The organism is Streptomyces sp. NPDC051286, from assembly GCF_044455345.1.
GTDB lineage: Bacteria > Actinomycetota > Actinomycetes > Streptomycetales > Streptomycetaceae > Streptomyces.
The window spans coordinates 333158-346647 of the sequence record NZ_JBITER010000001.1 but is presented as its reverse complement, the minus strand read 5'-3'; the positions used below and the strand labels follow the sequence as shown (position 1 = coordinate 346647).

General features: G+C 69.7%; 7 protein-coding genes and 1 pseudogene. 5 read left to right on the top strand and 3 right to left on the bottom strand.

The window, feature by feature from the left end:
• Positions 1 to 112: 112 nt before the first annotated feature.
• Entirely contained in the window at positions 113 to 2269 is a 2157-nt protein-coding gene (locus ACIBB8_RS01555; RefSeq protein WP_398948366.1) for an MMPL family transporter, read from the bottom strand.
• Between the two features lie 277 nt (positions 2270 to 2546).
• Here ACIBB8_RS01555 and ACIBB8_RS01550 point away from each other — a divergent pair, with 277 nt between their 5' ends.
• Positions 2547 to 3812, top strand: a complete 1266-nt coding sequence (locus tag ACIBB8_RS01550; RefSeq protein WP_398948365.1) for a sensor histidine kinase — start codon at positions 2547 to 2549, stop codon at positions 3810 to 3812.
• Positions 3797 to 4444: a LuxR C-terminal-related transcriptional regulator gene (locus ACIBB8_RS01545; RefSeq protein ID WP_398948364.1), complete on the top strand. Its 648-nt coding sequence runs from the start codon at positions 3797 to 3799 to the stop codon at positions 4442 to 4444. The genes ACIBB8_RS01550 and ACIBB8_RS01545 overlap by 16 nt, the downstream gene beginning before the upstream one ends.
• Positions 4445 to 4549: 105 nt before the next feature.
• Here the strand turns inward: ACIBB8_RS01545 and ACIBB8_RS01540 are convergent, their stop codons facing one another.
• A complete protein-coding gene (locus ACIBB8_RS01540; RefSeq protein ID WP_398948363.1) occupies positions 4550 to 5053 on the bottom strand; it encodes a MarR family winged helix-turn-helix transcriptional regulator in 504 nt (167 codons plus the stop codon).
• Between the two features lie 70 nt (positions 5054 to 5123).
• Here ACIBB8_RS01540 and ACIBB8_RS01535 point away from each other — a divergent pair, with 70 nt between their 5' ends.
• The 3 genes and pseudogenes from ACIBB8_RS01535 (at position 5124) to ACIBB8_RS01525 (ending at position 7748) form a co-directional block, all read left to right on the top strand.
• Positions 5124 to 5687, top strand: coding sequence for a carboxymuconolactone decarboxylase family protein (locus ACIBB8_RS01535; RefSeq protein WP_398948362.1), 564 nt, complete (start codon positions 5124 to 5126; stop codon positions 5685 to 5687).
• A gap of 95 nt (positions 5688 to 5782) precedes the next feature.
• Positions 5783 to 6736 (top strand): annotated as a pseudogene (locus ACIBB8_RS01530) (DUF1996 domain-containing protein); the annotation flags it as partial.
• Between the two features lie 289 nt (positions 6737 to 7025).
• On the top strand, positions 7026 to 7748 hold the full coding sequence (locus ACIBB8_RS01525; RefSeq protein WP_398948361.1) for a TetR/AcrR family transcriptional regulator: 723 nt from the start codon (positions 7026 to 7028) through the stop codon (positions 7746 to 7748).
• Between the two features lie 254 nt (positions 7749 to 8002).
• Here the strand turns inward: ACIBB8_RS01525 and pulA are convergent, their stop codons facing one another.
• The gene (gene pulA / locus ACIBB8_RS01520) at positions 8003 to 13315 is read right to left on the bottom strand and encodes a pullulanase-type alpha-1,6-glucosidase (RefSeq protein WP_398948360.1); all 5313 of its coding nucleotides are present in this window, start codon (positions 13313 to 13315) and stop codon (positions 8003 to 8005) included.
• Between the last annotated feature and the right edge of the window lie 175 nt (positions 13316 to 13490).

Sequence of the window (13490 nt, the reverse complement as noted above, 5' to 3'; positions counted from 1 at the left end):
CCGGCGCGTGGCGATGTACCACTTCGGCTGGGAGCACGCCGACGGCTCCGCGGCCGGCGGGCAGGCCGGCAAGGGTACCGCACCGGACCAGGGCCGCTCCCATGTGGCTGGGTCAGCCACGCAGCCCCGACCCCACCGGGGCCTCGGCAGGCCCCGTCCCCCTGCCCATATCCGGCTCGCCGTGCTCCAGCGCCGGCAGTCGGTTCAGTCCGCGCGGCGTCCGCCAGTTCCGCTCCCCCAGCAGCGCCATCGCGGAAGGCAGCAGGACCATCCGTACGATCGTGGCGTCCAGCAGCACCGCGACGGCGAGGCCGACGCCCATCTGCTGCATGTCCTGCATCGACAGCGTCCCGAAGACCGCGAACACCGCGACCATGATCACGGCCGCGCCGGTCACCGCACCCGCCGTCCGCCGGATGCCCTCGTCGATCGCGGCTCGGGTGTGCAGACCGCGGTCGCGGGCCTCACGGATCCGGGAGACCACGAACACGTGGTAGTCCATGGAGAGTCCGAACAGGACGACCAGGACGAACAGCGGAATCCACGCCTCGATTGCACCGACCCCCTCCGAGCCGATCAGCGAGGCCCCCCAGCCGTGCTGGAAGACGGCGACCATCACTCCGTAGGCGGCTGCCACGGAGAGCAGGTTGAGCAGGATCGACGTCACGGCGATGACGTACGAGCGGAAGCAGAACAGCATCAGCAGGAAGGTCACCGCCGTGATGAAGGCGAAGACGGGGACGATGCCGCGCTTCAGCTGGTCGTTGAAGTCGACGGACCCGGCGAGTTCCCCGGTCACGTACACCTGGGCCCCGGTCCCGTCGAACGCGGCGGGCAACCGCTCCTTGCGCAGCTCGGAAAGGCCGGCCTCGCCGTCGGGGAGCGGCACCTCGATCTCGGCGACGTTCTGCGCCTTGTGGACTCTCACCTTGTCGAAGCCGTCGAAAGCCTTGCGCAGTGCGGGCGCCTCGATGTTGTCGGCCTTGACCACGACCCGCGCCGGAGCGGGGCCGCCGGGGAAGCTCTCGTCGATCTGCCGGTAGGCGACCGACAGCTGCGAGTCCGAGCCGAACTGCTTCTCCAGGCCCAGCTGTTCGGTCTTCATGCCGAGGGCGGGCGCGGCCAGGGCGAGCAGCACGACGACCGAGGCGACCGCGAAGATCTTCGGCCTGGACAGGACGGGCTTCAGCACCGTGCCGGCGGTCCCGCCGCTGGTGCGTGCGCGCCGGTTGTCGCGTCGGCTCCCCCGCCGGTTGAGGAACGGCACACGTCCCGCGTCGATCCGGTCGCCCAGCCAGGACAGCAGCGCGGGCAGCACCGTCACGGAGCCCAGCATCGCGATGAAGACCACGATGATCGTGGCGAGGGCGAAGCCCTTGAACAGCATCAGTCCGGACAGGAACATGCCGGCCATCGCGACCATGACCGTGAGCCCGGAGACGAGCACGGCCCGACCGCTGGTCGCCGCCGCGATCCGCAGCGCCGCCTCGGCGTCGCGTCCCGCCGCCCGCTCGTCGCGCTCCCGCCGCAGGTAGAAGAGGCAGTAGTCGACGCCGACGGCGAAACCCATCAGGAACATCACGGAGTACGTGGTCTGGAACAGGTGCAGTTGGTGGCTGGCGAGCGACAGCAGCCCGAAGGCCGCCATGCACGCGGTCAGTGCCAGGCCGACCGGGAGCAGCGCCGCGACGACCGCGCCGAAGGCGACCAGCAGAATGCCCAGGGCCAGGGGTACGGCGGTGAACTCGGCCTTCTTGAAGTCCTCGGAGAGCAGATCGCCGAGCCACTTCCCGGCACTGGCCTCGCCGAACTGGTGGATGGTGACGTCGGGGTGGTCCGCGCGGACGGCGGACACGGCGTCGAGCACGGGTTGCACCCTGTCCGGCGCCGTCGCCGCGTCCCCCTTCATGTCAAAGGTGATCAGCGCGTCCTTGCCGTCCTTGGAAGGGATCGGCGCCGCGAGGTTCGCCACCTCGCCGGTCTTCCCCATCGCGGCGGAGACCTCGCGGGCCGCGCCCTGCCAGTCACCCGCCTTCCCGGCGGACACCATGACCAGCTCGCCGGCGGGCTGCCCCAACCCGGCATCGTCGAGGATCTGCTCGGCCCGCGCCGAGTCACCCACGGCGTTCTCCGAGTCGGACATCTCGACCAGACCGGATGCGCCGCCGATGCCCGTGGCGAGCACGACGAAGAGCAGCCAGCCGAGAATGGCGGTCTTTCGGTGGTGTGCGCTCCACACACCGATGCGTGCCGCGAGGTTGCGCCTCATGGCGTGTTCGCCCCCCAGAAGTCAGACGGAATCAAATGGAAGTGGAAATAGTGCGAGGAAGTCGACGGCGAATGCGTCGTTGATGAATCTAGGAACGGGGCGCCGCCCGCCCCAGCCGTCGAAACCCCCTCTCGCGGAGCCGTAGGGCGAAGTCGGCAGGGTGGTGCTGGGTACACCCCGCCACGGTGGCGAAACGGCTGACACCCTGGGAGCCCGCCGGGTGAGACTGTCTGCGGACGAGCCCGATACGGGGCCCGGTGAGGGGAGATGGACCGAGATGAACGCGATACGGGCCCGGGTACGGGGCGCGCTGCTGGCCGCCGGGCGGGGAGTCGTGGTGTCGATCGCCAGCCTGGCGTCGATCACGCTCTTCGTATGGGCGGCGCTCTCCATCGTCTTCATCCCGCTGGGCATCGGCCTGGTCACCACTCCCTACGTACTGGAGTTGGTCCGCAAGCACGCCAACCGGCGCCGGCTGCTCGCGGTCAGCTGGTCCGAGGTCCGCATTCCGGTCCCGTACCGCCCTTTCCCGAAGGATCTGCGCACCGGGTTCACCGGTCAGGTGGAGCGGACCACGCTGCTGCTGAAGGACCCGGCGACCTGGCGGGACATCCGGTGGCTGCTGGTCGACATGACGGCCGGCTATGTGGTGTCGATCGTGGCCGGCGCGCTGCTGCTCTACCCGGTGGAGGGTTTCGTCCTGGCGGCGGGCCTGTGGCGGGTCTTCACCGACGACCGTTACTGGTACGCGTTCGTTCCGGTCGACAGCCAGGCGACGGGTCTTGCCGCCGCCGCGCTCGGCGTGGTGCTCTTCGCGACCGGCGTGCTGGTCAGTGAACGGCTGCTGCGGTTGCACTTCGTGATCGCCCGCTCAGTGCTGGCCCCCACCCATGAGCAGGAGCTGACCCGGCGCATCGACCGCCTGACCGAGACCCGGCACGAAGCCGTGGACACCGCGGCCTCCGAACTGCGGCGCATCGAGCGCGACCTGCACGACGGCGCGCAGGCCCGGCTGGTCGCCATGGGCATGAACCTGGGCACCGTGGAGGCGCTCATCGAGAAGGATCCGGCGCAGGCGAAGAAGCTCCTCGCCATGGCCCGCGAGTCATCGGTCGAAGCCCTCACGGAGCTGCGCGATCTGGTCCGGGGCATCCACCCGCCGGTCCTCGCCGAGCGCGGACTCGGGGACGCGGTCAGGGCGTTGGCGCTGCGGATGCCCTTCGAGTCGGACGTCCAGGTGGAGCTGAGCGGCCGGGCGGACGCCGCGATCGAGTCGGCCGCGTACTTCGCGGTGAGCGAGACGCTGACGAACGCCGCCAAGCACTCAGGGGCCGACCGCGTCTGGGTGGACCTCCGTCATGCGGACGCCATGCTGCGGATCTCCGTCACGGACAACGGCAGGGGCGGCGCGATCATCGGATCGGGCTCGGGGCTGAGCGGAGTCGAACGCCGACTCGGTACATTCGACGGCATCATGGCCGTCAGCAGCCCCGCGGGCGGTCCCACCATGGTGACCATGGAGATCCCTTGCGAGTTGTCCTAGCCGAAGATCTCTTCCTGCTGCGTGACGGCCTGGTCCGGATGCTGGAGGCGTACGACTTCGAGATCGCGGCAGCCGTCGAGACCGGTCCCGAACTGACCCGTGCGCTTGCCGAGTTGGCTCCGGACGTCGCCGTGGTCGACGTCCGGCTTCCGCCGTCCCACACGGACGAGGGACTGCAGTGCGCCCTTGCGGCGCGCAAGGCCCGCCCCGGGCTGCCGGTGCTCGTCCTCTCCCAGCATGTGGAGCAGTTGTACGCCCGTGAGCTGCTGGCGGACGGCAACGGGGGCATCGGGTACCTGCTCAAGGACCGGGTCTTCGACGCGGACCAGTTCATCGACGCGGTACGCAGGGTCGCGGCGGGCGGCACCGCGATGGACCCGCAGGTGATCTCACAGCTGCTGTCCCGGCGCGCACAGGACAAGCCGATGGGCGGGCTGACCCCGCGCGAGCTGGAGGTCATGGAGCTGATGGCGCAGGGCCGTTCGAACGCGGCGATCGCCTCGCAGATGGTGATCACGGAGCGGGCGGTGGCCAAGCACACCTCGAACATCTTCGGGAAGCTCGGCCTGCCGCCGTCCGACGACGACAACCGCCGTGTTCTGGCCGTCCTGGCCTACCTGGACCGGGGGTGACCCCGCGCCTCCGGCCGACGGCTCATCCGGTCGAACCCAGGTGCAGCGTGGTCGCCCCCAGGGGGTGCGGCCCGGGACTCCAGGACCTGTTGACCCCGCGGCATCTCAGCCGTTGAACCATGCCGCCGCGTCGAGCCGGAACGCACCGGCGGGCGCCATCGCGCGCAGGTCGGACTCCAGGGCGCGCAGCCGATCGGCCCCGAGCACCCGGGACCACTCGGTGTGCAGCCGATCGAACCCCTCGGCGGACCGGACCAGTACGTCGACACCGCGCGGGGTGACCCGGACCAGCTTGCGGCGCCCGTCCTGCGGATCGTCGACGCGTTCGACGTAGCCGAGACCCTCCAACCTGTCGACGGTTTTTCCGGCGGCCTGCTTGGAGACGCCGAGCCGTCGGCCGATCTCACTTGCGGTCGCGCCGTCACGGCCGATGGCCTGGAGCGCGAAGCCGTACGCGGGCCGCACGTCGGGGTGACCGCTCTCGGCCAGCTCCCGGTGCAGCTCGTCGATGATCGTCCGGAACCCGGCGAACAGGAGCAGGGGGAGCTCGAAGCCTGCACCCTCCCCGGCGGACGCCGCCTCTCCAGCTCGCCCCGTCGGCTCAGCCATTGCGAAACTCGACAACTTGGTTTACGTTTTCGTCAATCACGTTGTCGAGTTTACCGCGAGAGGCCACGCCATGCCCGCATCCGCGTTCCCCGACCACACCCTCGAATCCGCCCCCGCCGCCGCTCGTCGCACCATGAAGGCGGTAGCAGACAAGCAGGGATATCTGCCCGCCGCCGTCGGCCGGCTGGCCACGTCGCCGCAGTTGCTCGACGGCTTTCTGAAGATCAGCGCGATTTTCGAGTCGACCACCCTGGACCCGCTTTCCCGCGAGGTCCTGATCATGACGGTCGCCACCCGCAACAGTTGCCACATCTGCGTGGCGATGCACACCGCGAAGCTCACCGCCCTCGGTGCGGACGCCGACCTCATCGCCGCACTGCGCGAGGAGAAGCCACTGCCGCTCCCGGACGAACGACTGGAATCGGTACGGCAGTTCACCCTGGCCGTCATCGCCACGGCGGGCGCGGTCGACGACGACACGCTGCAGGCCTTCCTCGCGCACGGCTACACCCACCAAAACGCCCTGGAAGTGGTCCTGGGCATCGGCGCATACACGATGTCGACACTCGCCAACCGGATGACCGACGCACCCGTCGACCCCCAGCTCGCCGCGTTCGCCCCCGCCCCCATGTGACCTGTTCCGCACATGAACTCCCCCTTTCACTGAACGGACCCCGAGCCACACGCGTATGGAACGTCACTCTTCTCCCTCGAAGCATGAGGAGTTCCATGGGACGCACATCACGCAAACGTTCGACGTCGGCCAACCGGGCAGTTGTCGCCTCGGCCGCATTGATTCTGGGCGCGGGTGGCTTGGTCGCGGTCAATGTCCACGCTTCGGCGGGGGAAGGAGCGTCGGGCTCGCCCCCCGGCCGGTCATGGAATGCGGGCACCCAGATGTCCACCATCGACTGCCCCGACGTGGGTGACGAACTGCCCGACGTACCCGACGGGGCACGCGGGGAGGTCGACCGCGAACTGGCCGCCATGGACACCCAGATCACCGACGCCTACCAGCAATTCGCCGATCACAAGGACGCGATGTCCCGCGATCCGAACCTCGCCGAGCATGCTGTGCTCGGTCCGTTGCAGGACAAGCGGACGGCCAGCATCGACCGGATCTCGACGGCCATCGAGCGCAACGCGGAGCGCCCGGAGAGGCTGGACGGGCTGGCCCCGTGCCATCTGCGCGCCGACGACAACGCCTCGGGCACTGGCGGCGGCAGCGGACAGGGCGACGACCGGGCCGACAGCCAAGGCACTGACCAGGGGCAGGGCCAGGACGGCAGTCAGGACGGCGGCCAGGGAGACGACAACGGTCAGCGGCGGCAGGGCAACGGCCCCGAGGCTTCCGACTTCGTCGACATCCAGTCCGTACAGCCCAACGTCAACAAGCCCCGCCTACGACGTGGCGCCTCGCGCGGTACGTTCACCACCGTCTGCGGACGTAACGAGAACGGAAAATTCAACCCCGACAACGTCATCGTCGCGCCCGGAGTGAGCAACGGCGCCCACCACATGCACGATTACGTCGGAAATCAGGCCACCGACGCCTTCGCCGGCGATGACGACCTGGCCAACGGCGGTACCACGTGCCGGAATCAGGGTGACAGGTCCACCTATTACTGGCCCGTGCTGCGATTGCAGAACGGTACGGCCGAGAACGACGCGGCTGCCGGTGGTACGTACTGGCTGCGGGCAGCACGGAGTTCGCCTCGCTGACCACATCGGGCGGGGTGGAGGGCCGGGCGCAGGGGCATCTGCTCGCGGTACGGGCACGGGCCGGGGACCGGGCCCGGCTGAACGGCGTACTGACGGATGGCAGGCGGGTCGGCGCCCTGCGCTGAGCCCGCCTCCTGCCTGACCGCCGGAATTCGGTGCACGTCCATGTTCCCGTCGCTGCCGCGGTGACCGGCGGTCCCGTGCTGGACCTTTAGCGGCCCGTTCGTCCCGGCCCGGTTAGGCTGTTGGTATGACGACCGGGGTGCGGCGCAGGATGGGCGTCCATGAGCGCAAACAGCAGCTGATAGGCGTCGCGCTGGAGTTGTTCAGCCGCCGCGCCCCCGACGAGGTCTCCATCGATGAGATCGCAGCCGCGGCCGGGATCTCCCGGCCGCTCGTCTACCACTACTTCCCGGGGAAACAGAGCCTGTACGAGGCGGCGCTGCGGCGGGCGGCCGACGAGCTGGCGGAACGGTTCGTTGAGCCGCGTGAAGGGCCCCTGGGGGCACGGCTGTTGCGGGTCATGGGGCGGTTCTTCGACTTCGTGGACGAGCACGGACCCGGGTTCTCCGCGCTGATGCGGGGCGGACCCGCAGCCGGGTCGTCGACGACGAACGCGATGATCGACGGGGTGCGGCAGGCGGCGTACGAGCAGATCCTCGCCCACCTGGGGGTGGGGAAACCCCCGGCGCGGCTGGAGTTGGTCGTACGGTCGTGGGTGTCGCTGGCCGAGTCGACGGCGTTGATCTGGCTGGACGGGCGGCGGATTCCGCGCGCGGAGCTGGAGATGCAGCTGGTGCACGACTTCGCGGCGCTGGCCGCGGTCAGTGCGGCGTACGACGCGGAGACGGCCGGCATCGTACTGCGGGTCCTCGCCGAGGAGCCGGTCGACGGGCCGTTCGGAGATCTGCTGGCACGACTCTCCGCCTTCTCGCCCGCGGTACCGGCTGTGCCCTCGCGGCGATTGCCGTAAGGGGCCGGCGCGGTCGGCGCTCACGGTAGGACGGGGCCAGGCCGCGGGTCTCGGCCGAGGTGTGGACCGTGCGCCGGCGCACTGCTCGCCGAGGCGCCGGGCGACCGGGGAGTCGCCCTGCACCGTCACCGTGACCTGACGCCGGGGTCAGCGGCGCCGGCCCGGCCCTTGATGAGGTGGTGGGAGGGACACGCCGGGGTGTGTGCGATGCGGCTCACTCCCCGGCGGCTGCCCTCAACGTAGTCCGGTACGGGTCACCGCAGGGAGAACACGGCCACCGTGCGTCCCGGGACGGTGAAGCTTCCCGAACTCCTCTCGTACGAGGCCTTCTTGACAGTGGAATCCGCCCCCGCAGCCTGGACGGGGTGCAGGGCGTAGTCCTTCCCGGCCAGATCGGCGATCTGCTGGTGCTCGATGCCGGGAGTCGCGTTGAGGACGATCACCAGCTTCCCGAGGCGCATGGTGATGACCCCGGGCGTCTCGTCCTTCCCGGAGAGCGGGAACGACAGGGCGGACTGCACCTGCTCGGTGGTGGAGAGGTCGAACTCCTTCTCCGCCGTGCGGATGGTGAGCAGGTCCTGGTACGCGGCGGACGCGCCGTCGATCTGTGCGCAGCCGGGGCTGAGTGCGGTGGCGGTCAGCAGCGGCCTGGCGTAGGACCACTTGGCCTTGTTGTCGGCCGCGACTGGCAGTCCGCGGCCGAAGCCGTTGCCGTCCCGGCAGTCCCAGTGCAGTGCGTTGAACCAGTCGCCGCTGTCGTACGAGTTGCGGTCCAGCGACTTGGAGCGCAGCAGGTCCGTGCCCGCCTGGGAGAGCGACGGGCCCTGCGAGAGGGTGGCGGTCGCCATCGCCAGGACCTGCATTCTGGCCCGGTCGGTGGCCGAGGTGCCCGCCGGGAGCTTGAAGGCGAGGGCGTCGTAGAGCGTCTCGTTGTCGTGGGCGTCGGCGAAGGCGAGGGCGTCACCGGGAACCGCGGCGTATCCGGCGGGGGCCCCGTTGTAGTCGACGCCGGAGCCCTTGACCGTACGGCCCGAGGAGTCGGTGAAGGTGTAGTCGGCGAGGTTGCCGGTCAGGCCGACCTTGATCAGATCCTGGTAGTGGAGCAGCCGGGCCTTCTGTTCGGCCGGGGTGCCATTGGCGGTCGAGGTGTTGGGGTCGGTGTAGAGGCCGCTGGCGAAGCCCTGGACACCGGGGTCCTCGTCGAACGGGCTGCCGCCTCGGGCGGCGTCCCGGGCCCGGTCGGAGAAGGTGGCGATGCCGGTGCCGGCCATGTTCTTCTGGGTGGCCTGGACGAAGCGGGCGTCGTCGGCGATCTCACCGAAGTTCCAGCCCTCCCCGTACAGGATGATCTTCTTCCCGTCGACGCCGTCCTTGGCCACGGTCAGCGCGTCGAGCGCCTTGCGGACGGCGAGGATGTTGGCCTTCGGGTGGTGGCCCATCAGGTCGAAGCGGAAGCCGTCGACCTTGTACTCCTTGGCCCATGTGACGATCGAGTCGACGACGAGCTTGCCCATCATGGTGTTCTCGGGCGCGGTGTTGGCACAGCAGGTGGACGTGGCGACGGTGCCGTCGCCCATGAGCCGCTGGTAGTAGCCGGGCACGATCCGGTCGAGGACGGACTTGTCGTCCTGGCCGGAGGCGACGGTGTGGTTGTAGACGACGTCCATGACGGTCCGCAGTCCGGCGCCGTTCAGCCCCTGGACCATCTGACGGAACTCGACGGTCCGCTTGGTGCCGTTCGGGTCGGAGGCGTACGAGCCCTCGGGGACGGTGTAGTGCAGCGGGTCGTAGCCCCAGTTGAACCCGTCGTTCGCGGCGGCCTTCGCCACGCAGGCCTGCTGCTCCTCGGAGTCGGGGGCGTACACGGACAGGTCGCAGGCGGGCTTCTGCCAGTCCGACTTCTTCTCGGGGATGGTGCCGATGTCGAAGGCGGGCAGCAGATGGACGTAGCTCGTGCCGGAGTCGGCGAGCTCCTTGAGGTGCTTCATCCCGTCGGAGCGGGTGTCGGTGAAGGCGAGGTATTCGCCGGGGTGCTGGGACGTGGGGTCCGCGATCGAGAAGTCGCGGATCTGCAGCTCCTGGATCTGGGCGTCGCGCAGCGGGACGGCGGCGGGCTTCCTCAGCCCGGCCCAGCCCTTCGGTGCGAGCCCCGGGGCGTCGAGGTCGACGACGAGGCTGCGGGCGGAGTCGGTGGTCAGGGCGGTGGAGTACGGGTCGGTGACCTTGTTGGTGACGATCTTCTGGACGGTGGGCGCCCACACCTTCACCACGAAGCGGTACGGCTTGCCGGTCCACTTCGCGGTGCCGGTGACGGACCAGACGCCGGTGCGGTCGTCGCGCCGCATCGGGACGCTCTTGCCGTCGAGTTCCAGCGCGACGGTCTGCGCGGTGGGGGCCCAGACGGAGAGCGTGGGCCGGCCGTGGTCGAAGACCGGGCCGAGCGCGGCGGTGCTCGCGTTCTTCCCGTACAGGTCGTCGAGCACACCCGCGCTCTGTACGCCGGTGGCGGCGAGCAGGGCGCCGTTGGCGGCACGCTGGGTGGCGATCAGCTGGCCGCGCAGTGCCTCGCGGACCCGGTCCCGGTCACGCGGGTCGACGGTGAAGGCCGGGTAGTCCTTGAGGTGTGGGTACGTCGACTTCTGCGCGTCGGTCAGCGCGGACGGGCTGAGCCGCAGCCACTGCCCCTCGTCGGTGAGGGCTCCGTCGACGACGGATATCCCGCCGTCCTTCGCGTAGACGAGCTGCTGACTGGTGGCGTCGGTGGCCTTCACCTTCCAGACGACGGTGTCGGAGTCGATCCACTGCGCTTCGGCCTTGGTGAGGTCGGCGGTGGGTGTACCGCCGGTCTGCGGCAGCAGGTAGCCGGGCCGTCCGGCGACCATCCACACCTCGTGGTCGTACGTGGCGAGGTCGAGGGACTGGTCGCTGGGGAGGTCCTTCTCGTCGCCCTTGTGGAGGATGTAGCTGAGCGAGGTGGCCCCGTCGGTGAGCGGGACCTCGAAGGTGACGCCGTAGGCGTCCTTCTTCACCGGCTGGAGCGGCTTCGCCCAGTCGGTGGGCTCCTTCGCGCCGGTCCAGGTGTGCAGTCCCCAACCGTCGTAGTCGCCGTCCGCGCGGTGGTAGTGCAGGACGGCCTTCGTCCTGTCCTGCGCCGGGTAGGCGCCCTCGGGGGCCGTGTCCGACTGGCCGTCCTTGCCCTGCTCGATCCAGACCTGCCCGGTCTTCGCGAGCTCGACGGTGCGCTGCGGACCGTCGGCCGTGCCGTCCTTCCGGACCGTGTACGGGACGGAGGAGGTGCCCTCGTCCGGCTCGATCCAGGCGAAGGCACCGTAGGCGTCGCGCCCGGTGAACTCGACGGACTTGCCGCCGGACTCGATCGTCCAGCCGTCGTAGTCGCCGTCCGCGCGCTTGTAGTGGACGACGGCGTAGTCGCGCTCGACGGCGGCGGGCTTCTCGGCCGCCGGGGCCTGGCCCGCGGTCGTCGAGGCGAGGGCGCTCGCGGTGCGTCCGGCCCGGTCGACCACAACGGCCTTGTAGCGCAGCGGCGTTCCCGCCGCGACGGTGTCGTCCAGGTGCTGGGTGATCTTGTACGGGGCGTGGTCGGCGGAGCCGAGAGTGACCCACGCGCCCTTGCCGGTCTGGGCGGCGAAGACGACCCGGTTCAGCGATCCGCCATCGGTGTCCGCGGAGATCTCGACGGTGCCGGTGGCTCCGGCGGCGGGCGCCTTCAGCGTGATCGAGGGCTTGGCGGCCGGGGCGCCCAAGGGTTTCTCGGCGCGCAGCACGATGCTGGAGAGGGCGGGCACGGTTACGGTGATCTTCTTGTCGGCCCCGCTGCGGACCGTTCCGGAACCGCCGTAGAGCGTACGGAAGTTCATGGCGGCAGACTCGGTGGACAGCTCGACGGTCTTCGCCTCGGCTCCGTTGTTGGTGGCGACGACGTACTCGTTGGTGCGCTGGGGGTCCGTACGGGAGAACGCGTAGACGGAGCCTTCCGCGTACCGCTCGGTCTGGACGCCGTCACGTAGGGCCGGGTTCTCCTTGGTCAGCTCGGAGAGTGCGGCGATGTTCCGGTACAGCGGGTGGCCGGTGTCGTACGCGTCCGAGGCGTGCGTACGGCCGGTGCCCAGTTCGTCGTCGTCGAGGTAGTCGGCGGTCTTCGAGGCGAACATGGTCTGGCGGGCGTCCTTGTCGCCGCCCGCGCCGGTGAAGCCCTGCTCGTCGCCGTAGTAGATGACGGGGTTGCCGCGGCTGAGGAACATCAGCTCGTTGGCGAGGCGGGCCCGGTCGACCAGCTCGGCGTCGTCGGCTTTCGGGTTGTCCTGCTTCAGGAACGCGCCGATGCGGCCCATGTCGTGGTTGCCGAGGAAGGTCACCTGCTCATAGGCATTGGCCTTGTCGGTGGTGTACCGGTAGTCGTCGCCGAAGACAGCGGCGAGCTTCGAGGCCGGAGCGCCCTGCGAGGCGTACTGCCGGGCCGCCTCCTGGAACGGGAAGTCGAGCGTCGCGTCGAGCCGGCCCCGGGTGACGTACGGGAAGGTGACGGCGGTGTCGGCGGAGTAGACCTCGCCGAACATGAAGAAGTCGTGACGTCCGCGCCGGTCCGCGTAGGCGTCGAGGGCGGTCGCCCACTGGGTCCAGAAGTCCAGGTCGACGTGTTTGACCGTGTCGATCCGGAAGCCGTCGATATCGAAGTCACGGACCCACTTCTCGTAGATCTTCTCCATGCCGGAGACGACCTCGGGCCGCTCGGTCCACAGGTCGTCGAGCCCGGAGAAGTCGCCGTACGTGGTGGACTCGCCGGCGTACGTCGAGTCGCCGCGGTTGTGGTACATCGTCGGGTCGTTGAGCCACGACGGGACCTTCGTGCCGGTGCTCTTCGGGGTGTACGGGAACGCGTCGGCGTCGACCTTCGCCAGGCCCTTGCTGTCGTCGAAGGGGCGGCCCTCCCGGTCGAGGTACGGGTAGGCACCCTTCGGCTTGTAGCCGTACTTCTTCTCAGCGTAGTCGACGGTGTCCGCGGTGTGGTTGGTGATGACGTCGAAGAAGACCTTCATGCCCTTGGCGTGGGCCCTGTCGATCAGCTTCGACAGGTCGGCGTTGGTGCCGAAGTGCGGGTCGACCTGGGTGAAGTCCGTGATCCAGTAGCCGTGGTAACCGGCCGAGGCATCCTTGCCGGTGCCCTGGACCGGACGGTTCTTGAAGATCGGGGCGAGCCAGATGGCGGTGGTACCGAGATCCTTGATGTAGTCGAGCCGACTGGTCAGGCCCTTGAGGTCACCGCCCTGGTAGAACCCCTTGTCCGTGGGGTCGTAGCCGGTCTCCAGGCGCGAACCGGTGAGTCCGCCACGGTCGTTGGAGGTGTCTCCATTGGCGAACCGGTCGGGCATGACGAAGTAGAACTGCTCGCGGGTCAGGTCGTGCCGGGCCGGCTCGGCGGCGAGCCGGGCGTCGGACGGCGGGCCCGGCGGTCTCGGCGCGGCGGAGGTGGCTGCCGCCGGGACGACGGGGAGGAGCGCGGCGCACAGTGCGGCTACGGCTCCCCGCCGGAGGGAGGTACGGGACACGGGTCGAGTCTCCTTGGGTCTACGGGTTATCCAGGGGTGGACGGACTTGTTGGGCGGGCCGGGGGGGGGGGGGGGGGGCCGCCGGGGGGGGCGCCCCCCCCGCCCCCCCCCCCCCCACCCCCACCCCCCCCCCCCCGCCGCGGGCGGCGCGGGGCTCGGGGGGGGGAGGTGGGGT